Below are 22248 nucleotides of genomic sequence, written 5' to 3'. Positions count from 1 at the left end.
TGCGGCAGTTAAGTGGCGTTAAAATGCGCAATGCTCACGCAATATAGTTAAGGGAGTTAAGTGAATGCAGCGTTCGGGGTTCAACAACGCCAGGGTACGTCAGGCGAATAAACAGATTTTTTTGTCACATCTGTGGCGAGAAAAGCAGCTCAGCAAGTCACAGCTGGCGCAGCTCACCAGCCTGTCGATCCCGGCGGTTAGCAATATCCTCGAAGAACTGATGGATGAAGGAAGAATCAGCCATTCGCGAGAAACTTTAAGCCAGCGCGGTTTGAGCAGTGGCAGCTATCATTTGCCAGAGAAAGGTGCCTGGACGCTGTGTATCAACGTCACCCCCACCAGCATCACCAGTCAACTGGCGGATGCTCGGCTGGTTGCCGTCGGCGACTGGCAGCATGAAGTCATCAACCCCGAATCGCCAAAAGCGCTGCTGACAGCATTGGCGGCGCACTGGCGGGAATATCGTCGACAATTTCCCGAGGTCACGATTAATCTGGCGCTTGGCGTTCACGGTCAGGTTGATCCGATAACCGGCGCATCAAAAACCATGCCTCAGGCGCCGTGGAAAACACCGGTGGAAATAAAATATCTGCTGGAGGAGATGCTCGGCGTACAGGTCCGGCTGGATAATGACTGCGTGATGCTGGCGCTGGCGGAAAAATGGCAAAACCCGGCGGCTAACGGTGATTTTTGCGTGATTAACGTTGATTACGGTATTGGCTCATCGTTTGTGATTAACGATAACATCTGGCGCGGGAGTCTGTATGGCAGCGGTCAGATTGGGCATACCATCATTCATCCCGATGGGATCGCCTGTGACTGTGGCCGTTATGGCTGTCTGGAAACAGTGGCGTCATTGAGCGCGTTGAAAAAGCAGGCCCGCGTGTGGATGAAATCGCAGCCGACATCCCTTTACGACCCGGAAACGCTCACCACCGACCAGCTTATTACTGCCTGGCAACACGGAGATGTTCGCATTCAGGCCTGGGCCGAACATGCCGCCAGCGCCATCGGCCTGAGTCTTTATAATTTTTTGAATATACTGAACATTAATCAAATATGGTTGTATGGTCGTAGCTGTGCATTTGGCGATAGCTGGCTCAATACGCTGGTACAGCAAACCGGGTTTAATCCGTTCGATCACGGCGATAACCCGCGTGCCAGAGCAACTCAGATAAGCTTCGGTCAGCTTAATCGCCCTCAGCAACTCATGGGAATTGGCTATCTTTATGTCGAATCACAGCTTAGCGAGCTGTAGTCATTACTCCGCCAGGCTCACGGCTAAACGTTCATGCACAGTGGCGATAAAATCGGTCAATGCCGGTTTGATTGGCCCTTTTTTCCACGCCATCAGCAGGGCAATGGTCGGAACATCGCCAACAATAGGCCGAAAAACCACCTGCCCGGTATTAAAATTATTCATATAACCGGGTATCAAAGTCACCCCCAGCCCCATGCCGACCAGATTCATGGTCACCAGAATATTGGTCGCTACCTGCACAATATTGGGCTGGCTTTCCTGCTGCTGAAACCAGTTTTTGACAATCATCGCTAGCGCCCCGGAATAAGCGGGATCGGTACTGACAAAATTTACGCCGTGTAACTGTTCTGCGGAGATCGCTTGCTCATTGGCTAACGGATGGTTCACCGGTAACACCACGACCAGCGGCTCATGAATCAGCTCCAGATAATCCAGCTCCGGGCTGTACACCGGGTGACGCATTAAGCCCACGTCCAGTTCTCCGTTGAGGATCCTTTCTTCCTGTTCGGTGGTTATCAGGCTTACCAGCTCAATGTGTGTATCCGGTTGTTTTAAACGAAATAAGGGCAGCACTTTCGGGAGCAAATTCACCTCAGCGGAAGGGACAAAACCAATAGCGAAATGATTATCTTCCTGCCCCGTTTTACGGGCGCGAACTTTGGCATTTTCCGCCTGCTCAAGGATCGCCAGCGCGTCCTGTAAAAAGCATTCCCCCGCCGCCGTCAGCGCAACTTTTCGCTTATCCCGCACCAGTAACGGAACGCCCACGCAGGTTTCCAGATCGCGGATCTGGCTGCTTAACGACGGCTGAGAGGTATGCAGCTTTTCTGCCGCCCGGGTGAAATTCAGCGCCTGCGCCACCGCCACAAAATAGCGTAAGTGCCTCAGTTCCATGCCCTTCTCCTTGTTATCGAAAAAATGTCTCAACTGGTAGAAATTTACTATTTCACAGATTGATAACTAATCAGCAACATCCTTATGGCACAAAAATAGAAGGTCAATACATCTTATCTTTCAGGATTAAAAAATATGACCACACCCTCAAATTTAGACATCTACCAACTGATCGACACGCAAAACGGTCGTGTAACCCCACGGATTTATACTGACCCAGAAATTTACCAACTGGAGCTGGAGCGCATCTTCGGGCGCTGCTGGCTATTTCTCGCCCACGAAAGCCAAATCCCCAAAGCCGGTGATTTTTTTAACACCTACATGGGCGAGGATGCGGTCGTGGTGGTTCGCCAGAAAGACGGCAGCATCAAAGCGTTTCTCAACCAGTGCCGCCACCGGGCGATGCGCGTCAGCTACGCCGACTGCGGGAACACTCGCGCCTTTACCTGCCCGTATCACGGCTGGTCGTACGGTATCAATGGCGAGCTGATCGACGTCCCGCTGGAGCCTCGCGCTTACCCGCAAGGGCTATGCAAATCGCACTGGGGACTGAACGAAGTTCCTGGCGTAGAGAGCTATAAAGGGCTGATTTTCGGCAACTGGGACACCACCGCGCCCACGCTACGCGATTATCTCGGCGACATCGCGTGGTATCTCGACGGTGTGCTTGACCGCCGCGAAGGCGGCACAGAAATCGTCGGCGGCGTACAGAAGTGGACCATCGACTGTAACTGGAAATTCCCCGCCGAACAGTTTGCCAGCGATCAGTATCACGCATTGTTCAGTCATGCCTCCGCTGTGCAGGTGTTGGGGGCAAAAGACGACGGTAGCGATAAACGCCTCGGTGACGGACAAACCGCTCGCCCGGTGTGGGAAACCGCCAAAGATGCACTACAGTTCGGCCAGGACGGGCACGGCAGCGGCTTCTTCTTTACCGAAAAGCCGGATGCCAACGTGTGGGTCGACGGCGAAGTCTCCAGCTACTACCGCGACACCTACGCGGAAGCTGAACAGCGTCTGGGTAAGGTTCGTGCCCTGCGTCTGGCCGGTCACAACAACATTTTTCCAACGCTTTCCTGGCTCAATGGTACCGCTACGTTGCGCGTCTGGCATCCGCGCGGTCCTGATCAGGTTGAAGTGTGGGCGTTCTGTATTACCGATAAAGCCGCCTCTGATGAAGTGAAAGCCGCATTTGAAAACAGCGCTACGCGCGCTTTTGGCCCCGCCGGATTCCTTGAACAGGACGACTCGGAAAACTGGTGTGAAATTCAAAAACTGCTGAAGGGTCATCGGGCGCGTAATAGCAAACTGTGCCTGGAAATGGGGTTAGGTCAGGAGAGACGTCGTGAAGACGGCATTCCGGGGATCACCAACTACATCTTCTCAGAAACCGCCGCCCGCGGCATGTATCAGCGCTGGGCTGATTTACTCAGCAGCGAAAGCTGGCAGGAAGTGCAGGAAAAAACCGCCGCTTACCAGCAGGAGGTGATGAAATGAGTGCTTTAGTTTCCCTGGAACTGCATCACCGCATTACGCAGTTTCTCTACCATGAAGCCAGCCTGCTGGATGACTGGCAGTTTCGCGACTGGCTGGCACAGCTGGATGACGACATTCGCTATACCATGCGCACAACAGTCAATGCCCAGACGCGCGATCGTCGCAAAGGCGTGCAGCCGCCAACCACCTGGATTTTTAACGACAATAAAGATCAGCTTGAACGCCGTATTGCGCGACTGGAAACCGGAATGGCCTGGGCAGAGGAGCCGCCGTCGCGTACCCGGCACCTGATCAGCAACTGCCAGGTCAGTGAAACCGAAGTGCCGGATGTATTCGCCGTGCGCCTTAACTATCTGCTGTATCGCGCGCAAAAAGAGCGCGATGAAACCTTTTACGTCGGCATGCGCATGGACAAAGTGCGCCGTTTACCGGGCGATGAGTGGCGCTTACTGGAGCGTGAGATCGTGCTGGATCAAGCGGTGATCACCTCCCATAACCTGAGTGTATTGTTCTGATGAGTCGTATTTATGCCTGCCCCGTAGGGGATTTGCCGGAGGGTGAAGCGCTCCGGCTCGACACCTCGCCCGTCATCGCACTGTTCAACGTTGGCGGCGAGTTTTATGCCATTAACGATCGCTGTAGCCACGGTAATGCCTCGATGTCGGAAGGTTATCTGGAAGACGATGCGACGGTGGAATGCCCGCTACATGCCGCCAGTTTCTGCCTGAAAACCGGTAAGGCGTTGTGTTTACCTGCCACCGATCCGCTGACCACCTACGCGGTGTACGTGGAAGGTAGTGATGTGTTCGTTGATATTCCAGAGGACGCGAGATGAGCGATTTACGCGATAACGTGGTCTTTATCACCGGCGGCGGCTCCGGTCTTGGCCTGGCGCTGGTCGAGCGTTTCATTGAGGAAGGCGCGCGGGTCGCCACGCTGGAACTTTCGCCAGCCAAAGTCGCCAGCCTGCGCCAACGTTTTGGCGAACATGTGCTGGCAGTAGAAGGCAACGTCACCTGCTACGCCGACTATCAGCGCGCGGTGGATCAAATTCTGGCGCGCTACGGCACCCTGGACTGTTTGATCGGCAACGCCGGGATATGGGATCACAACGCCTCGCTGGTCAATACGCCAGCGGACGCGCTGGAGAGCGGCTTTCATGAGCTGTTTAACGTCAACGTGTTGGGCTATCTGCTGGGCGCAAAAGCCTGCGCCCCTGCGCTTATCGCCAGCGAAGGCAACATCATCTTTACCCTTTCCAACGCGGCGTGGTATCCCGGCGGCGGCGGTCCGTTGTATACCGCCTCTAAACATGCCGCCACCGGGTTGATTCGCCAGTTAGCCTACGAGCTGGCGCCAAAGGTGCGCGTCAACGGCGTCGGTCCGTGCGGCATGGCGACCGATCTGCGCGGCCCACAGGCGCTGGGCCAGGGCGATACGTCGATTATGCAGTCGCTGACGCCGGAAAAAATCGCCGCCATTTTGCCGTTGCAGTTTTTTCCTGAGCCAGCGGATTTTACCGGCCCGTATGTGATGCTGGCGTCAAAGCGCAACAATCGCACATTGAGTGGCGTGATGATCAATGCCGATGCCGGTTTGGGCATTCGCGGTATTCGTCACGTTGCCGCCGGACTGGATCTCTGAGGAGGCGTTATGAGCCATAAAGTTATCGCTATCGTCGGCGGTGGTCAGGCTGCGGCAATGGCCGCCGTCGCACTGCGTCAGCAAGGATTTAACGGCGAATTGCATCTGTTTTCCGATGAGCCGTATCTGCCCTATGAACGCCCTCCGCTCTCCAAAGCGATGCTGCTGGACGAAAATCCACAGCGACAGCCGATCCTGAACGCTGACTGGTGGCTGGAGAACAACGTACAGCTGCATCTTGGCGTCACGCTGCGTCAGATTGACCGCACCTCGCGCACGCTGATGCTCGCCGATGGTCAGTCATACCGCTGGTCGCAGTTGCTGTTGGCGACCGGGGCCGCCGCCAGACCGCTGCCGCTGCTGGATAAACTGGGCGAACGTTGCTTTACCCTGCGTCACGCCACAGATGCCGAACGTCTGCGCGGTGTCTTGCTGCCGGGCAAGTCGATTGTGATTGTCGGTGCGGGCACCATTGGCCTGGAATTAGCGGCCAGCGCGATCCAACGCGGCTGTCGGGTAACGTTAGTGGAGCTGGCCTCAACGGTAATGGGCCGCAACGCCCCTGCTCCGGTGCGCGACTATCTGCTAAACCGCCACCGACAGGCAGGGGGGCGGGTGCTGCTCAACAGCGCCATTGAGCACGCTGAAGCGGGAGAGTTTCTCTCGCTTACCCTGCAAAACGGCGAGACGCTACAGGCCAATGCGCTGGTTTATGGCATCGGCATCGTGGCGAATGATGCGCTGGCTCGCGAAGCGGGGCTGGAGACGGCTAACGGTATTATCGTTGACTCCGCATGCATCACCTCCGATCCCGCGATTTTCGCCGCCGGTGATGTGGCGATAACGCGCCAGCCCGACGGTTCGTTAGAACGGGTAGAAAGCTGGGAAAATGCCAATAACCAGGCACAGATTGCCGCTGCCGCAATGCTTAATCTGCCGTTGCCGGAGAAGACGCCAGGCTGGTTCTGGACCGACCAATTTAATGACAATCTGCAATTTGTTGGCGGTATGCAAGGGCAAACATGGTTATGTCGTGGCAATCCGGATGACGGCAAGGCTATCTGGTTCCACCTGCGTGATGGGAAGCTAATTGGCGCAGTAGCGCTCAACAACGGACGCGAAGTGCGCGCACTGCGTAAGTTAATTCATTCAGGACGAGTAGTAAGCGAGGAAGCGCTGTGCGATGAAGGCGTAGCGCTGAAGTCGTTGTGATAGCAGCCTGATAAGCGCAGCGCTATCAGGCATTAAAAAAGGCCGCATCAGCGGCCTTTCGTTTTGCGTTAAGCAGAATTACGCGTAAACCGGGAAGCGTGCGCAGATATCCAGAACTTTACCTTTGACGCGCTCGATAACGGCTTCGTCATTGATGTTGTCCAGAACGTCACACATCCAGCCAGCCAGCTCTTTCACTTCCGCTTCTTTAAAGCCACGGCGAGTCACAGCCGGAGAACCGATACGGATACCGGAAGTCACAAACGGGCTCTTCGGATCGTTCGGCACGCTGTTTTTGTTAACAGTGATGTTAGCGCGGCCCAGTGCGGCGTCAGCTTCTTTACCGGTCAGGTTTTTATCAACCAGATCCAGCAGGAACAGGTGGTTTTCAGTACCGCCAGAAACCACTTTGTAGCCACGGTTCAGGAACACTTCTACCATCGCTTTAGCATTTTTAGCAACCTGCTGCTGGTAAACCTTAAACTCAGGCTCCATCGCTTCTTTCAGCGCCACGGCTTTCGCCGCGATCACGTGCATCAGCGGGCCGCCCTGCGCGCTTGGGAACACCGCGGAGTTCAGCTTTTTGTACAGCTCTTCGTCACCGCCTTTCGCCAGGATCAGGCCGCCGCGCGGACCCGCCAGGGTTTTGTGGGTGGTGGTGGTCACTACGTGTGCGTGTGGAACCGGGTTCGGGTAAACGCCTGCGGCGATCAGGCCCGCAACGTGCGCCATGTCAACGAACAGGTATGCGCCAATGCTGTCGGCGATTTCACGCATTTTTGCCCAATCAACAACGCCGGAGTAAGCAGAGAAGCCGCCGATGATCATCTTCGGCTTGTGCTCTTTGGCCTGCTTAGCCATATCTTCGTAGTCAATTTTACCAGACTCATCAATACCGTAAGGGATGATGTTGTACAGCTTGCCAGAGAAGTTAACCGGGGAACCGTGAGTCAGGTGGCCGCCTTGCGCCAGGTTCATACCCAGAACGGTATCACCCGGTTGCAGCAGAGCGGTGTAAACAGCGAAGTTAGCCTGGGAGCCGGAGTGCGGCTGTACGTTAGCGTAGTCAGCGCCAAACAGCTCTTTTGCACGATCGATAGCCAATTGCTCAACGATATCAACGTACTCGCAACCGCCGTAGTAGCGCTTGCCCGGATAACCTTCAGCGTATTTGTTGGTCAGCTGAGAACCCTGCGCCTGCATAACACGCGGGCTGGTGTAGTTTTCGGAGGCGATCAGTTCGATGTGCTCTTCCTGACGTACTTTTTCCTGCTCCATAGCCTGCCACAGTTCGGCATCATAATCGGCAATGTTCATTTCACGCTTTAACATCCGCATCTCCTGACTCAGCTAACAATAGAATTTCGGCCTAAAAAGGCAGTCCCGTTGGACGACGGCGAACAGTATAACCGAATCATTCTTCGATAACAGGTCTTGACAAAGGATTTTACGCAAACGATTACCTTCACGGCACGCAAGGCTTTGGAGAACAAAGGTCTGCTGAATTTCAACGGATTTCTTTTCAGGTTTGTGATGCATATTTTTCACGATGTAACCTTTACAACGCAAAGTTACAAAGAACCATTTACAATGCAGGGGTATTTTTTATAAGATGCATTTGACATACATCATTAAAATTTCAGATAAAGGAAGACCGTATGCTTGACGCACAAACCATCGCTACAGTGAAAGCCACCATTCCCCTGCTGGTTGAAACAGGCCCGAAGCTGACCGCCCATTTCTACGATCGCATGTTTACGCATAACCCAGAGCTGAAAGAAATCTTCAACATGAGTAACCAGCGTAATGGCGATCAGCGGGAAGCGCTGTTTAACGCTATTGCCGCGTATGCCAGCAATATCGAGAACCTGGCGGCGCTGTTGCCTGCCGTTGAGAAAATCGCGCAGAAGCATACCAGCTTCCAGATTAAACCGGAGCAGTACAACATCGTAGGTGGCCATTTGCTGGCAACGCTGGACGAAATGTTCAGCCCGGGCCAGGAAGTTCTGGATGCATGGGGCAAAGCATACGGCGTGCTGGCGAACGTTTTCATCAACCGTGAAGCGCAGATCTACAGCGAAAATGCCAATAAAAATGGCGGCTGGGAAGGTACCCGTCCTTTCCGCATCGTGGCAAAAACCCCACGCAGTGCGCTTATCACCAGCTTTGAATTTGAACCTGTCGACGGTGGCGCAGTGGCTGAATATCATCCGGGGCAATACCTGGGCGTCTGGCTGAAGCCGGAAGGTTTCCCGCATCAGGAAATTCGTCAGTACTCACTGACCCGTAAACCCGATGGCAAAGGCTACCGTATTGCCGTGAAGCGTGAAGACGGTGGTCAGGTTTCCACCTGGCTGCACAACCATGCGAATGTGGGCGACGTCGTTCACTTAGCTGCACCTGCGGGCGATTTCTTTATGGACGTTGCGACCGATACCCCAGTGTCTCTGATTTCAGCAGGCGTGGGTCAAACCCCGATGCTGGCGATGCTGGATACGCTGGCAAAAGCGAATCATACGGCGCAGGTTAACTGGTTCCACGCGGTAGAAAATGGCGATGTACATGCCTTTGCCGATGAAGTGAATGAACTGGGCAAAACGCTGCCACGCTTTAGCGCACACACCTGGTATCGTGAGCCAACCGAAGCCGATCGCGCGAAAGGTGCGTTTGATAGCGTTGGTCTGATGGATTTGAACAAACTGGAAGGCGCAATCAGCGATCCGGCGATGCAGTTTTATCTGTGCGGTCCGGTTGGCTTTATGCAGTTTGCCGCGAAGCAGCTGGTCGGCCTGGGCGTGAAAAACGAGAACATTCATTACGAATGCTTCGGCCCGCATAAAGTCTTGTAATTACTCATGCCTGATGGCGCTGCGCTTATCAGGCCTACGGGATATTGTAGGCCTGATAAGGTGTTTACACCGCCATCCGGCAAGCACGGCGCGGCTTAGATTGCCGCGTCGTCTTCTTCACCGGTGCGAATACGAATCACGCGTGCCACGTCGAAGACAAAAATCTTACCGTCACCGATTTTACCGGTCTGGGCAGTACGAATAATGGTGTCGACGCAGGTATCGACGATGTCGTCGGTGACCACAATTTCAATTTTTACCTTCGGCAGAAAATCCACCATATATTCCGCACCACGGTACAGCTCAGTATGGCCTTTCTGACGGCCAAACCCTTTCACTTCTGTTACAGTCATACCGGTAATGCCGACTTCAGCCAGCGCTTCGCGGACGTCGTCCAGCTTGAAGGGTTTAATAATCGCATCAATCTTTTTCATGCTATTCCTTGAAAAGGTCGCCTGTCTTTTGATCGAATAAAACTAACATAATCCGCAGATTTATTCTTTGAAATCGTTTGCATCCAGCTCATGGCGAGAGAGCAACTTGTAGAATTCGGTGCGGTTGCGCCCCGCCATTCGCGCCGCATGGGTCACATTGCCCTTGGTGATTTGCAACAGCTTACGCAGGTAGTTGAGTTCAAACTGGTTACGCGCTTCAACAAAGGTCGGCAGCGCGGTGTTCTCCCCTTCCAGCGCCTGCTCCACCAGCGCGTCGCTGATCACCGGCGAAGAGGTCAACGCCACGCACTGCTCAATCACGTTAACCAACTGACGCACGTTACCAGGCCAACTGGCGGTCATTAACCGTTTCATGGCATCGGTCGAAAAGGCGCGCACGAACGGTTTGTGTCGTTCAGCAGACTGGCGCAGCAGATGGTTTGCCAGCAGCGGAATATCTTCCGTACGCTCGGCCAGCGCCGGGATCTTCAGGCTCACCACGTTGAGGCGATAGTACAAATCTTCGCGAAATTCCCCCCGTGCCATCGCTTTGGGTAAATCACGGTGGGTCGCGGAAACGATCCGCACATCAATATCGATATCGCGGTTACTGCCCAGCGGCCTGACTTTTCGCTCCTGCAATACACGTAGCAATTTAACCTGCAACGGCGCGGGCATATCGCCAATCTCATCGAGAAACAGCGTCCCGCCTTCCGCGGCCTGAAATAGCCCTTCACGATTGCTCACCGCGCCGGTAAATGCGCCGCGCGCATGACCAAACAGCTCAGACTCCAGCAGTTGTTCCGGCAATGCGCCACAGTTAATGGCAATAAAAGGCTTGTGGCTGCGCGGGCTGGCGTTATGAATGGCCTGGGCAAAAACTTCTTTCCCGGTTCCGCTTTGGCCGTTGATCAATACGCTTACGTCCGATTGCGCCACCATGCGCGCCTGTTCCAGCAGGCGCAGCATCAGTGGGCTGCGGGTGACGATGGACTCACGCCAGCTGTCATCAGCGGCAGGTGCAGACTGTTCCAACGCCCCGTCGATCGCATGGTATAACGCGTCTTTATCCACCGGCTTAGTGAGAAAGCTGAACACCCCTTGCTGAGTCGCCGCAACGGCGTCGGGGATGGAACCGTGAGCGGTGAGGATAATAACCGGCATTCCCGGTTGCACTTTCTGGATTTCAGTAAACAGCTGCATGCCGTCCATTTCATCCATGCGCAGATCGCTAATAACCAGATCCACTTTTTCACGGTTCAGCACTCGTAGCCCTTCCTGCCCGCTTTCTGCGGTTACGACGCTGTAGCCTTCGCTGGTCAGGCGCATTCCAAGTAATTTCAACAGGCCGGGATCGTCATCCACCAGCAGCAGATGCGCGGGCTTACGGCTTATCATGGCGTGACCTCATCGGCAGACGGCGCTGCGCCTTCCTCGTTATCAGGTGGGGTGAGTTTATCGTTCCCGTGCGGCGCATCAGGGTTGTAACTACCGGCAGGTTTGCGCGTGGAAAGCTGGCGTTCAATATCGGTTAGATTCTCCAGCTTGCGGGTCGTGAGATCGAGCTGAGACTGCAAATGTTGCTGCTGCTGACGTAGCGTATCAAGATCGCTGTCTGACGCCTGCTGAAGCTTGCTGTAGCGCATACGCTCTTCGGCCAGTTGCAACTGCAACGTCTGACTGCTGCGCCAGACCTGATACAGCGGGCGTACCTGTGGCGGAATTTGCGGGCTTAATGCGTCGAGGCGCGTAACCGTCTCCCGCCTTTCAGGCGGCGTAATGTTGGCGTTATCAAGCAGGATCCCGCGCCTGAAAGCCCCCTGCCAGGTATCAGGCATCATCGTGCTGGCTTCACTACGCGCCTGTACCGGCATCAGGCGATTGGCGCAATCCATCGCCCGCAGCCAGTACAGCGGATTGGTCTCTGTGGGCTGACCAGACAGCGACCAGATATCGCTACAGTCGGTTGCAAGGTAGTCCGCCAGTTGATGAGGCGGAATTTTCTCCTGCGAGGGGTCGCCGATAATATGATTCACCGCGTTCGGGACGCAGCCTACCAGCGCCAGACACGGCAGGCTTGCGAGGATGACGCGACGGAAAAAATGTCGTTTAAGCATTCGGACAACAACGTATGGCATACTCACCAGACTTAGGTTTATTTTAGTGATTTTTCGCTGCAGATAGCGGCAGTTCTATGCGAAAACAAACGTTTTGCGCATGCTCATCAACCAGATACAGTTTGCCCCGCATACGGCGGATGCAATCTCTGGCAATGCTCAGCCCCAACCCGCTTCCTTTTACCGCCCCTTTTCGCTGATGGCTACCCTGGAAAAAAGGCTCGAAGATCATGGTCTGTTCTGCTTCTGGAATCGGTGTGCCGGTATTCATTACATCAATGTATACCATTGAGCCATGCAAACTGCTGCGGATCCAAATGTTACCGGATTCAGCGCCATAGTGCACCGCATTGGAATAAAGATTGTCCAGCACGCTCATCAATAGCATCGGTTCTGCCAGGCAGGCGTTCACCGCAAGCGCAACATCAGTATGTATCATTTTGGCGCGAGCCGGCAGGCTATGTGCAGAAACAACGCTTTCCACCAACGGCGCGATTTCCACACGTTCAAGCTCAACCTCGTCATCCGCCAGCTTGCGGTTGTAATCGAGCAGTTGCTCAATCAGTTTTTGCAGGTTGCGGCTACTGTCATCGAGAATACCGACCACCTCTTTTTGCTCTGGCGTTAACGGCCCAACGACCTGATCGGCTAACAGCTCGGTACCTTCGCGCATGCTCGCCAGAGGCGTTTTTAGCTCATGGGACAGGTGGCGTAAAAACTGATGTCGTTGCGACTCCAGCCAGGAGAGACGTTCGCTCAGCCAGATAATGCGCTGTCCCACGGAGCGCAGCTCCCGGGGTCCCGTAAATAATACGCTATCGCCCAGCGAGCGCCCTTCCCCCAGACGATTGATCATTTTTTCTATGCCCTTCACCGGACCGATTATCATGCGGGTAAACAGCAACACCATCGCCAGGCTGACAAGAAACAGCACCAGCGCCTGCCAGCCAAAGAACTGCCCACGTTCGGCTATTTCCTGCTGTAGCTGCTGCCCACGAGAAAAGACGACCGTGCGCGTCGCTTGTACCATTTCAGTATTGGCACTGGCGAAAGCGTCCAGCCGCGCCGCCGCCACGCTATCAGGACCACTGTTGGTGCACTGTAACTGCGCGAGATCGTTGAGGTCCTGACGCAGTGCCTGATAAAGCTTGGTATCCGGCAACACACCCGCATGCGCATCCAGCATGTCGCTGTAGCGTTTACGTTGGCTCTGGTAAACCTTAGCCAGCGTTGGGTCATCAAGCACACAGTATTGCCGGTAGCTACGCTCCATTTCCAGCGCGGCATTGGTCATCGCTTCACTGCGTCTGGCGTCAATCAGCGTGGTTTGGTTCGTCAGCGCCGCCTGTGCGCTCAGGGCATTCAGACTTTGCCACGCCTGCCAGGCCAAAACTAACAACGGCAGCAGGATAAGCAAAAATGCCAACGTAACCAATTGACGTAAAGATCGGGGGAAAACAGACCAGCGCTTCAAGGCGTTACTCTCAATGGACAGGAATAGGTTGATGCTAACTGAGGGGAACGTCAGATACAACAAAGCCGGGATTAACCCGGCTTTGTTGTGGAATAAGGCGGTGCCTAACTCGACGTTTCGCCCGAAGGTTGATATGAGCGATGCTAATATCAGATGTTGGACGGCAGGCACCTTGTTGTGCGTCATTCGAAGTTTATGTAGCACGTCCCGAAGGGGCTGACATAAGAAGGTGAATGAGCCACTGGGCTATATTATGCAGCATCTGTGCCAATATTCAAAACACTTTATTAACACAATGATAAATATAGAAAATGTTCTTATTCATATGAAAAATGATTTTGGCTATTTTTCACCCTTACTGTCGCCAATCAGCAACACCTTCAGCACTTAAAAACAAATTCATTGTAAATCATATAATTAAGTGTCTCTTATTGACGACAGCGTCACCCCGCCTATGTCGGGATTTCCCGACACTTAAACGCATTGTCGGATAGCGGCATACAAAATGACAGACAAAAAAAAGCCCCTCACGCAGAGGGGCTTAAGGGTTATCGAGCTGATTACCCGAGCTGTTTACGCGCGTTGCGGAAGATACGCATCCACGGGCTGTCCTCGCCCCAGTTTTCCGGGTGCCAGGAGTTGCTCACGGTACGGAATACGCGTTCCGGGTGCGGCATCATAATGGTGACGCGACCATTTTCAGTAGTAACGGCAGTAATTCCGTTCGGCGAACCGTTCGGGTTAGCCGGGTAGGTCTCGGTCACCTTACCGAAGTTATCAACGTAGCGCAGCGCCACCAGCCCCTTACTCTCCAGCGCGGCCAGATGCGCGCCGTCACGCACTTCCACACGACCTTCACCGTGAGAAACGGCAATCGGCATCATCGAACCAACCATATCGGCAAGCAGTAAAGACGGGCTTTGCGTCACTTCGACCAGGCTGAAGCGGGCTTCAAAACGATCGGAGTGGTTACGCACAAAGCGCGGCCACAGCTCGCTTCCCGGGATCAGTTCACGCAGGTTAGACATCATCTGGCAACCGTTACACACCCCGAGCGCCAGCGTTTGCGGGCGATGGAAGAAGGTTTCGAACTCATCACGGACGCGGTTGTTGAACAGAATCGACTTCGCCCAGCCTTCCCCTGCGCCGAGCACATCGCCGTAAGAGAAACCGCCACAGGCTACCAGCGCCTGGAAGTTACCCAGACCGATGCGTCCGCCCAGCAGGTCGCTCATATGCACATCGATGGCGTCAAAGCCCGCACGGTGGAAGGCAGCCGCCATTTCGACGTGGGAGTTCACGCCCTGCTCGCGCAGCACGGCCACTTTTGGACGCGCGCCGGTAGCGATGTACGGGGAGGCAACATCTTCGTTGATATCAAACGACAGTTTAACGTTGAGGCCAGGATCGGCATCGTTGGTTTTAGCGTCGTGTTCCTGATCGGCACACTCCGGGTTGTCGCGCAGACGCTGCATCTGCCAAGTGGTTTCCGCCCACCACATGCGCAGCGTGGTGCGGCTTTCGCTGAACACCGGCTGACCGTTGGCGCTCAGGGTGAAACGGTCACCCGTTACCGCCTGGCCGAGATAGTGCACGCAATCTGCCAGGCCATGTTGTGCCAGCAACACCTCAACCGCTTCACGGTCAGCAGCGCGAACCTGGATCACTGCGCCCAGCTCTTCATTAAACAGCGCCGCCAGACGATCGTCACCCAGAGAGTGGATATCAGCGTCAATACCGCAGTGACCGGTGAAGGCCATTTCCGCCAGCGTAACCAGCAGTCCGCCGTCGGAACGGTCATGGTAGGCCAGCAGCTTACGCTGCGCGACCAGCGCCTGAATGGCGTCGTAGAAGCCTTTCAGTTGCTCAACGTTACGCACGTCGGCAGGCTTGTCGCCCAGTTGACGATAAACCTGTGCCAGCGCCGTCGCGCCCAGCGCGTTGTGACCAAGACCGAGGTCAATCAGCAGCAGGGCGTTGTCTTCAGTAGAGAGCTGTGGGGTTATCGTGTGGCGCACGTCTTCCACGCGGGCAAAGGCGGTGATCACCAGCGACAGCGGCGAAGTCATTTCACGCTGCTCATTACCTTCCTGCCAGCGGGTTTTCATCGACATAGAGTCTTTGCCCACCGGAATAGTCAGGCCAAGCGCCGGACATAATTCTTCCCCAACGGCTTTTACCGCTTCGTACAGCCCGGCATCTTCACCGGGGTGACCCGCAGCCGCCATCCAGTTAGCCGACAGTTTAATGCGTTTGATATCGCCAATCTGCGTTGCCGCAATGTTAGTCAGCGCTTCACCTACCGCCAGACGCGCAGAGGCCGAGAAATCCAGTAGCGCAACTGGCGCACGCTCACCGATAGACATCGCTTCACCGTAGTAGCTATCCAGGCTTGCGGTGGTGACCGCGCAGTTGGCTACCGGGATCTGCCACGGACCAACCATCTGGTCACGCGCCACCATGCCGGTAACGGTACGGTCGCCGATCGTCACGAGGAACGTTTTCTCAGCGACAGTCGGCAGATGCAGCACGCGGTTAACCGCATCTGCAATCGAGATTTCGCCACGATTCAGGGCGTCGCCTTTGGCTTTCAGCGTCTGCACATCGCGGGTCATTTTCGGGGTTTTACCCAGCAGCACATCAAGCGGCATGTCGATCGGCTGGTTATCGAAGTGGCTGTCGCTTAGTGTGAGATGCTGTTCTTCGGTGGCCTCACCGATCACCGCATACGGCGCGCGCTCGCGCTTACACAGTTCGTCAAACAGCGGTAGCTGGTCAGCGGCAACCGCCAGCACATAGCGCTCCTGGGATTCGTTACACCAGATTTCCAGCGGGCTCATACCCGGCTCGTCGCTAAGGATATCGCGCAGCTGGAATTTACCGCCGCGACCGCCATCGCTTACCAACTCCGGCATGGCGTTAGACAGACCGCCCGCGCCAACGTCATGGATAAACAGGATCGGGTTCGCATCGCCCATCTGCCAGCAGCGGTCGATAACTTCCTGGCAACGACGTTCCATTTCCGGGTTGTCGCGCTGTACCGAAGCGAAATCAAGATCGGCATCAGACTGGCCGGAAGCCATAGAGGAGGCCGCCCCGCCGCCAAGCCCGATGTTCATCGCCGGGCCGCCGAGGACGATCAGTTTGGCGCCAACGACGATCTCACCTTTTTGCACGTGATCGGCACGGATGTTACCGATCCCGCCCGCCAGCATGATCGGTTTATGGTAACCGCGTAGCTCTTCGCCGTTGTGGCTGTTGACCTTTTCTTCGTAGGTGCGGAAGTAGCCGGTCAGCGCCGGACGACCGAATTCGTTGTTAAACGCCGCGCCGCCCAACGGACCTTCGGTCATGATATCGAGCGCGGTAACAATACGGTCCGGCTTACCAAAGTCTTCTTCCCACGGCTGTTCAAAGCCAGGAATACGCAGGTTGGAAACGGAGAAGCCCACCAGCCCGGCTTTCGGTTTTGCACCACGACCGGTTGCACCCTCGTCGCGGATTTCGCCGCCGGAGCCGGTAGCCGCGCCCGGCCACGGAGAGATAGCCGTCGGGTGGTTGTGGGTTTCAACTTTCATCAGAATGTGGGCTGGCTCCTGATGGAAATCGTAGCGGCCGGTTTTGTGGTCGGCAAAGTAGCGGCCCACTTCAGAACCTTCCATTACCGCGGCGTTGTCTTTATAGGCAGACAGCACGTGGTCCGGCGTAGTTTCGAAAGTGTTTTTAATCATCTTGAACAGCGACTTGGGCTGCTGTTTACCGTCGATAACCCAGTCGGCGTTAAAAATTTTGTGGCGGCAGTGCTCGGAGTTAGCCTGCGCAAACATGTACAGTTCAATGTCGTTCGGGTTGCGTCCCAGTTTGGTAAACGCATCCTGCAGATAGTCGATTTCGTCTTCCGCCAGCGCCAGACCGAGACGCTGGTTAGCGTCGATCAGCGCCTGGCGTCCCTCACCCAGCAGATCAACACTGGAGACCGGCGCAGGCTGGTGATGGACAAACAGTTTTTCGGCATCGTTCAGCGCAGAGAAAACCGTTTCCATCATGCGGTCGTGCAGTTCGTCAGCAACCATCTGCCACTGCTCAGCGGTCAGCGTAGAGGCTTCTACATACCAGGCAATGCCACGTTCCAGACGGCTAATCTGTTGCAGGCCGCAGTTGTGGGCAATATCAGTCGCTTTAGAAGACCACGGGGAGATGGTGCCAGGGCGAGGCGTAACCAGCAGCAGTTTGCCTTCAGGGGCATGGCTGTGAAGAGCAGGACCATATTTCAGCAGGCGTACAAGCTGGGCGTGCTCATCCTCATTCAACGGTGCATTCAGATCGGCAAAATGGACGTACTCGGCGTAAATATTGTGGACCTGGAGGTTGGCAGCCTGAAAACGTGCCAGCAGTTTGTTAATACGGAATGCAGACAGTGCAGGTGAACCACGCAGAATTTCCATCATAAGTCTCTCGTCTTCTAAGCTTTCGGTGTGCCCAAGTGGGGGAAACGGGCGTCATTATAAAGAATCTACCGCGCCGACGAAACCGTTTGCGTCGAAATAAAATCACGACCGTCTCTTATCATCAAATGCGGTCTGGTTTCTGAATAAGTTGCCAACTGACGCAAGTTTAAGCAAAATGCCGCTCATTAATGACGATTTCACTTCTTAATCATCACCACAGCAGGCAGAGACAACGTACGGTTCAGAGAATTAACTAATTGAAAAAATTAAAGATTAATTATCTGTTCATCGGCATATTAACGCTGTTGTTGGCAGCGGCCCTCTGGCCATCTATTCCCTGGTTCGGTAAAGCCGAAAATCGTATCGCCGCCATTCAGTCGCGGGGAGAACTGCGCGTCAGTACCCTCGACTCGCCGTTAACTTACGCGACCCTCAACGGTAAGAAATTCGGCCTGGATTATGAACTGACTCAGGCATTCGCCAACTACCTGGGCGTGAAGTTAAAAGTCACCGTGCGCCAGAACATCAGCCAGCTTTTTGACGACCTGGATAACGGCCATGCCGATCTGTTAGCCGCAGGCCTGGTATATAACAGCGAGCGGGTGAAAAATTACCAGCCCGGCCCAACCTACTATTCGGTTTCACAACAGTTGGTGTATCGGGTTGGGCAATACCGCCCGCGCACTCTTGCCACTGTGAACGAAAATCAGCTGACCATCGCCCCGGGACACGTGGTGGTTAACGATCTCCAGTTACTTAAAGAGAATAAATTTCCCGATCTGAGCTGGAAGGTGGATGACAAAAAGGGCACTACTGAACTGCTTGATGATGTTATCGCCGGGAAGCTGGATTACACCATTGCCGATTCCGTCGCCATCAGCTTATACCAACGCGTACATCCTGAACTGGCCGTAGCGCTGGACGTATCTGACGAACAGCCGGTGACCTGGTTTAGTCGCCTGGACGATGACAACACGCTGTCTGCCGCCCTGTTGGATTTTTTTAACACCATGAATGAAGACGGCTCTCTGGCGCGACTAGAAGAAAAGTATCTCGGACATGGCGATGATTTTGACTATGTTGATACCCGCACCTTTTTACGCGCCGTAGACAGCGTATTGCCGGACCTTAAGCCGCTGTTTGAGAAATATGCTCAGGAGATAGACTGGCGACTGCTCGCCGCAATCTCTTATCAGGAGTCACACTGGGACGCGCAGGCCACTTCCCCGACCGGCGTACGCGGGTTGATGATGCTGACCAAAAATACCGCTCAAAGTCTCGGACTGACCGACCGTACCGATGCCGAACAAAGCATCAGCGGCGGCGCACGGTATTTGCAGGATATGATGAGTAAAGTGCCCGATACCGTCCCCGAAGGGGAACGCATCTGGTTTGCGCTCGCAGCCTACAACATGGGTTATGCGCACATGCTGGATGCACGGACGCTGACCGTGAAAACCAAAGGCAATCCGAACAGCTGGTCCGACGTAAAACAGCGTCTGCCGCTGCTCAGCCAAAAGCCGTATTACAACAAGCTGACCTATGGTTATGCGCGTGGCCACGAAGCCTACGCTTATGTGGAAAATATCCGTAAGTACCAGATTAGCCTGGTGGGGTATCTGCAGGAGAAAGAAAAACGGGCGCTTGAAACGCAGCAACTGGCGCAGGATTACCCGGCGGTGACGCCGGCAGAGCTAATAGGTAAAGATGAATTGCCGCTTTCGGCGTTTCTGTCTCAGACGTCGTCAAATTACCTGTCGCACTCCCCTTCCCTGCTGTTTTCACCGCAGAAAAAAGAGGGCAAGTAGCCTCGGAAGCCTGATAAGCGCAGCGTCATCAGGCAATCAGACCGGCATTTACAAATTGGCGTTTTTTTTCAGCGCTTTGATTTCCTGACGACGCATGCGAAAGAAATCACTGAGCAACGTAGCGCAGTCATCCCGTAGCACCCCTTCGGTCACCTCCACCCGATGATTCATTCCAGGGTGATGCAGTACATCCATTAATGACCCGGCAGCCCCCGTTTTCGCATCGCGCGCGCCAAAAACGACATGGCCGATACGGCTGTGCACCATCGCGCCTGCGCACATCACGCACGGCTCCAGAGTGACATACAGCGTGGTATCCAACAGACGGTAGTTTTGCAGCACCAGGCCGCCCTGACGCAGCGCCATAATTTCAGCGTGGGCAGTCGGATCATGGTGACCAATCGGACGGTTCCAGCCTTCGCCAATCACGCGGTTGTTATGTACCAATACCGCGCCCACCGGGACTTCACGCTCATCCCAGGCGCGCTTAGCCAGTGTTAAAGCATGACGCATCCAGTATTCGTGGCTAAATTCAACTTCAGACAAAGGGGGTAACTCCAGTAATCAAAGCGGGCGCATTATACACAGACGCTATCGTTTACTCTATTCGAGTTGTTGCAGCTCTCCGCGCGGCGTGACGCGCCAGCGATGCTGGCAAAAAGAGAGCAGAGGATTGTCCTGATTACTGTCGCTGTAGCCACTGTAAAGCCGAAGCGGCGCACCAATGTGGCGTTCCAGTTGCGTCACTTTCTCATGGCCCAGACAGCGCAGAGGCAGCACCCACCCGCCGAATCCCCGCGCCATTTTACTGGCGATCAGATTGACACGCGGTAGCCACGGCGTGTCGAAGTACACCTGCTCGACCAGCGACTGCGGGGAGCCAGTGATAAGCCAGATTTCGGCGTCAGAGCTTAACAGGTAGGTTGTCAGCCGCTGCTGAACGAGCGGAAAGGCCGTCACGTTACTGCGAAACCAGCGCACAAAGTCAGCCTGATGCCCTTTCAGGCGCGCCTCGCTACGACCAAAAGTACATCCCCATAACAGCAGGCTCATTGGCCAGCGGGCGGCGCGCCCTTGTATCAGCAGCGCCAGCGCAATCACCGGTAGCAGAGGCAGCACAAGCAACGCGTTCAGCGGCTGGCGACGCAGCAGATAACGTATAAAGCTACCGAACATATCTTGCTGGTGTAACGTGCCATCCAAATCAAAAAAAACAACGCGGCGCTGGTGATTGGTCAAACCTTATTCCTCTGGATCGTTGAACCCCAATAGCCAGGTAAACAGGAACCCGGCGATAACTGCTACCAGATAGCCTAACAGATAGAACATCACTTTTCCGGCAACAATCGTTAGTGCCAGCGGCAAACCGGAGATGCCAAAGGTGATAACCGTCGCCACCTTCCAGTAGCTAATCAGCGCCCCGCCTACCGCTCCGCCAAGGCAGGCACCGATAAACGGTTTACCCAACGGCAGCGTGACGCCAAAAATAAGCGGCTCGCCGATGCCCAGCAGCCCGACCGGCAGCGCTCCTTTGATCACTTTCTTTAGCCGCGCATTGCGGGTTTTCATCAACACCGCTATCGCAGCCCCTACTTGTCCAACGCCTGCCATCGCCAGGATAGGAAAGAGCGCGTTATAACCGTGCGCCTGTACCAGCTCAACGTGGATGGGCACCAACCCTTGATGAAGTCCGGTGAGCACCAATGGCAGGAAAGTTCCCGCCAGTATGGCACCAACCAGGAACCCGCCGCGGTCGATAGCCCAGGATGCGCCGTGAGCGATAGATTCAGAAATCCAGCCTCCAAGTGGTTGCAGCGCCACAATCGCGATGGCCCCGGTAATGATGGTGGTCAGCAGCGGGTTAAGAATAAGCTCCAGCGATTCCGGCAACAGCTCGCGGAATTTGCGCTCGATCCAACACATCAGCGCAACCACCAGCAGCACTGCGATCACCCCGCCGCGCCCCGGCTGCAACGCTTCGCCAAACAGGGTAATCTGCGCCAGCTGCGGACTGGAGAGGATCCCCGCCATCACCCCGCCCATCGCCAGAGAGCCGCCGAAGACTTTGGCGGTATTCACCCCAACCAGAATATTCATGATGGCAAACACGGCGCTGCCAAATATGCCCATCAGCCCCAGCATATTCGGATAATGGGTCGCAAAATCCCCCACGATATCCGGTCGCTTAAGGATGTTTATAATGCCGGTGATCAAACCGGAGGCGATAAACGCAGGAATAAGAGGGATAAAGACGTTCGCCAGCTTGCGCAGCGCATCGCTCATTGGCGCTTTGTACTTCGCTTTGGCCTCTGATTTGGTGCGCTCGATATTATTCACATCTGCACGCTCGCCGCCACCGGCAATCAGGGAGCGCATGGCATCCACCACCTTGGCAGCTTTACCGGGGCCGACGATTATCTGATGCTGCGCGCCCTGCTTCACGTAACCGCTAACACCGGGCAGTTGCCTGAGACGGGGAATATCAATCTGATCGTCATCCTGAACTTCCACCCTGACGCGGGTCATACAGTTTTCCAAGCGCAGAATATTTTGCTCTCCGCCTACGCCCAGCAGAATGTCGCTGGCCAGCACCGCCGTCTTATCCATATA

18 protein-coding genes and 1 pseudogene are annotated in these 22248 nt (G+C 55.0%); 9 read left to right on the top strand and 10 right to left on the bottom strand.

Annotation, left to right across the window (positions count from 1 at the left end):
• The first annotated feature begins 64 nt into the window (after positions 1–64).
• Positions 65–1258 (top strand): ROK family transcriptional regulator, encoded by a 1194-nt coding sequence (locus OGV75_RS19060; protein ID WP_046275227.1) that lies wholly within the window; start codon positions 65–67, stop codon positions 1256–1258.
• 3 nt (positions 1259–1261) lie between these two features.
• On the opposite strand, the gene hcaR is transcribed toward OGV75_RS19060, so the two are convergent.
• Positions 1262–2155 (bottom strand): DNA-binding transcriptional regulator HcaR, encoded by an 894-nt coding sequence (hcaR, locus tag OGV75_RS19055; protein ID WP_046275228.1) that lies wholly within the window; start codon positions 2153–2155, stop codon positions 1262–1264.
• Between the two features lie 135 nt (positions 2156–2290).
• Between hcaR and hcaE the strand changes: the two genes are divergently transcribed.
• The 5 genes from hcaE to hcaD are packed head-to-tail and all read left to right on the top strand — an operon-like array spanning position 2291 to position 6508.
• Positions 2291–3652, top strand: a complete 1362-nt coding sequence (gene hcaE / locus OGV75_RS19050; RefSeq protein ID WP_046275229.1) for a 3-phenylpropionate/cinnamic acid dioxygenase subunit alpha — start codon at positions 2291–2293, stop codon at positions 3650–3652.
• Positions 3649–4167 (top strand): 3-phenylpropionate/cinnamic acid dioxygenase subunit beta, encoded by a 519-nt coding sequence (hcaF, locus tag OGV75_RS19045; protein WP_016154024.1) that lies wholly within the window; start codon positions 3649–3651, stop codon positions 4165–4167. The genes hcaE and hcaF overlap by 4 nt, the downstream gene beginning before the upstream one ends.
• On the top strand, positions 4167–4487 hold the full coding sequence (hcaC, locus tag OGV75_RS19040; protein ID WP_016154025.1) for a 3-phenylpropionate/cinnamic acid dioxygenase ferredoxin subunit: 321 nt from the start codon (positions 4167–4169) through the stop codon (positions 4485–4487). Before hcaF ends, hcaC begins: the two co-directional genes overlap by 1 nt.
• The gene (hcaB, locus tag OGV75_RS19035) at positions 4484–5296 is read left to right on the top strand and encodes a 3-phenylpropionate-dihydrodiol/cinnamic acid-dihydrodiol dehydrogenase (protein WP_019077395.1); all 813 of its coding nucleotides are present in this window, start codon (positions 4484–4486) and stop codon (positions 5294–5296) included. The genes hcaC and hcaB overlap by 4 nt, the downstream gene beginning before the upstream one ends.
• 9 nt (positions 5297–5305) lie before the next feature.
• Positions 5306–6508 carry a phenylpropionate dioxygenase ferredoxin reductase subunit gene (hcaD, locus tag OGV75_RS19030; protein WP_046275231.1) on the top strand — a complete coding sequence of 401 codons (1203 nt, stop codon included), beginning with the start codon at positions 5306–5308 and terminating at the stop codon, positions 6506–6508.
• A gap of 78 nt (positions 6509–6586) precedes the next feature.
• Here the strand turns inward: hcaD and glyA are convergent, their stop codons facing one another.
• On the bottom strand, positions 6587–7840 hold the full coding sequence (gene glyA, locus OGV75_RS19025) for a serine hydroxymethyltransferase (protein WP_003835277.1): 1254 nt from the start codon (positions 7838–7840) through the stop codon (positions 6587–6589).
• A gap of 326 nt (positions 7841–8166) precedes the next feature.
• Between glyA and hmpA the strand changes: the two genes are divergently transcribed.
• Positions 8167–9357 (top strand): NO-inducible flavohemoprotein, encoded by a 1191-nt coding sequence (hmpA, locus tag OGV75_RS19020; protein ID WP_286481028.1) that lies wholly within the window; start codon positions 8167–8169, stop codon positions 9355–9357.
• Between the two features lie 3 nt (positions 9358–9360).
• Positions 9361–9456, top strand: a pseudogene (locus tag OGV75_RS23690) (hypothetical protein); the annotation flags it as partial.
• Here OGV75_RS23690 and glnB read toward each other — a convergent pair.
• The 5 genes from glnB to purL all read right to left on the bottom strand — a co-directional run bounded on the left by glnB (position 9453) and on the right by purL (position 17830).
• Positions 9453–9791 (bottom strand): nitrogen regulatory protein P-II, encoded by a 339-nt coding sequence (gene glnB, locus OGV75_RS19015; protein ID WP_002914032.1) that lies wholly within the window; start codon positions 9789–9791, stop codon positions 9453–9455. The pseudogene OGV75_RS23690 and the gene glnB overlap by 4 nt on opposite strands.
• A 60-nt stretch (positions 9792–9851) precedes the next feature.
• Positions 9852–11186 (bottom strand): two-component system response regulator GlrR, encoded by a 1335-nt coding sequence (glrR, locus tag OGV75_RS19010; protein WP_304412487.1) that lies wholly within the window; start codon positions 11184–11186, stop codon positions 9852–9854.
• On the bottom strand, positions 11186–11929 hold the full coding sequence (gene qseG, locus OGV75_RS19005; RefSeq protein WP_049041523.1) for a two-component system QseEF-associated lipoprotein QseG: 744 nt from the start codon (positions 11927–11929) through the stop codon (positions 11186–11188). The genes glrR and qseG overlap by 1 nt, the downstream gene beginning before the upstream one ends.
• A 22-nt stretch (positions 11930–11951) precedes the next feature.
• Positions 11952–13382 (bottom strand): two component system sensor histidine kinase QseE/GlrK, encoded by a 1431-nt coding sequence (gene qseE, locus OGV75_RS19000; protein WP_049282310.1) that lies wholly within the window; start codon positions 13380–13382, stop codon positions 11952–11954.
• 560 nt (positions 13383–13942) lie between these two features.
• The gene (gene purL / locus OGV75_RS18995) at positions 13943–17830 is read right to left on the bottom strand and encodes a phosphoribosylformylglycinamidine synthase (RefSeq protein WP_200014408.1); all 3888 of its coding nucleotides are present in this window, start codon (positions 17828–17830) and stop codon (positions 13943–13945) included.
• Positions 17831–18087: 257 nt separating this feature from the next.
• Here purL and mltF point away from each other — a divergent pair, with 257 nt between their 5' ends.
• Positions 18088–19638 (top strand): membrane-bound lytic murein transglycosylase MltF, encoded by a 1551-nt coding sequence (gene mltF / locus OGV75_RS18990; protein WP_200014406.1) that lies wholly within the window; start codon positions 18088–18090, stop codon positions 19636–19638.
• A gap of 48 nt (positions 19639–19686) precedes the next feature.
• Here the strand turns inward: mltF and tadA are convergent, their stop codons facing one another.
• Genes tadA through OGV75_RS18975 form a run of 3 tightly spaced genes read right to left on the bottom strand, consistent with a single transcriptional unit; the run spans position 19687 to position 22245 of the window.
• Complete coding sequence (gene tadA, locus OGV75_RS18985; protein ID WP_200014404.1) at positions 19687–20184, bottom strand: tRNA adenosine(34) deaminase TadA; 498 nt, start codon at positions 20182–20184, stop codon at positions 19687–19689.
• A gap of 57 nt (positions 20185–20241) precedes the next feature.
• Positions 20242–20877 carry a phosphatidylglycerophosphatase C gene (gene yfhb, locus OGV75_RS18980; RefSeq protein ID WP_200014402.1) on the bottom strand — a complete coding sequence of 212 codons (636 nt, stop codon included), beginning with the start codon at positions 20875–20877 and terminating at the stop codon, positions 20242–20244.
• A 3-nt stretch (positions 20878–20880) separates the two neighbouring features.
• Positions 20881–22245: a PTS transporter subunit EIIC gene (locus tag OGV75_RS18975; protein ID WP_016157168.1), complete on the bottom strand. Its 1365-nt coding sequence runs from the start codon at positions 22243–22245 to the stop codon at positions 20881–20883.
• Between the last annotated feature and the right edge of the window lie 3 nt (positions 22246–22248).

The sequence above is a fragment of the Citrobacter sp. Cb028 genome, assembly GCF_030336705.1.
GTDB classification, from domain to species: Bacteria; Pseudomonadota; Gammaproteobacteria; order Enterobacterales; family Enterobacteriaceae; genus Citrobacter; species Citrobacter braakii.
The sequence above is the reverse complement of the archived record's forward strand: the minus strand, read 5'-3'. Positions and strand labels throughout refer to the sequence as shown.

Excerpts from the sequence above, each read along its gene's own strand:
- hcaF (WP_016154024.1), top strand. The coding sequence starts at position 3,649 with ATGAGTGCTTTAGTTTCCCTGGAACTGCATCACCGCATTACGCAGTTT.
- hcaC (WP_016154025.1), top strand. The coding sequence starts at position 4,167 with ATGAGTCGTATTTATGCCTGCCCCGTAGGGGATTTGCCGGAGGGTGAA.
- glnB (WP_002914032.1), bottom strand. The coding sequence starts at position 9,791 with ATGAAAAAGATTGATGCGATTATTAAACCCTTCAAGCTGGACGACGTC.
- OGV75_RS18975 (WP_016157168.1), bottom strand. The coding sequence starts at position 22,245 with ATGGATAAGACGGCGGTGCTGGCCAGCGACATTCTGCTGGGCGTAGGC.
- hcaE (WP_046275229.1), top strand. The coding sequence starts at position 2,291 with ATGACCACACCCTCAAATTTAGACATCTACCAACTGATCGACACGCAA.
- purL (WP_200014408.1), bottom strand. The coding sequence starts at position 17,830 with ATGATGGAAATTCTGCGTGGTTCACCTGCACTGTCTGCATTCCGTATT.
- hcaD (WP_046275231.1), top strand. The coding sequence starts at position 5,306 with ATGAGCCATAAAGTTATCGCTATCGTCGGCGGTGGTCAGGCTGCGGCA.
- hmpA (WP_286481028.1), top strand. The coding sequence starts at position 8,167 with ATGCTTGACGCACAAACCATCGCTACAGTGAAAGCCACCATTCCCCTG.
- glyA (WP_003835277.1), bottom strand. The coding sequence starts at position 7,840 with ATGTTAAAGCGTGAAATGAACATTGCCGATTATGATGCCGAACTGTGG.
- qseG (WP_049041523.1), bottom strand. The coding sequence starts at position 11,929 with ATGCCATACGTTGTTGTCCGAATGCTTAAACGACATTTTTTCCGTCGC.
- hcaB (WP_019077395.1), top strand. The coding sequence starts at position 4,484 with ATGAGCGATTTACGCGATAACGTGGTCTTTATCACCGGCGGCGGCTCC.
- OGV75_RS19060 (WP_046275227.1), top strand. The coding sequence starts at position 65 with ATGCAGCGTTCGGGGTTCAACAACGCCAGGGTACGTCAGGCGAATAAA.
- hcaR (WP_046275228.1), bottom strand. The coding sequence starts at position 2,155 with ATGGAACTGAGGCACTTACGCTATTTTGTGGCGGTGGCGCAGGCGCTG.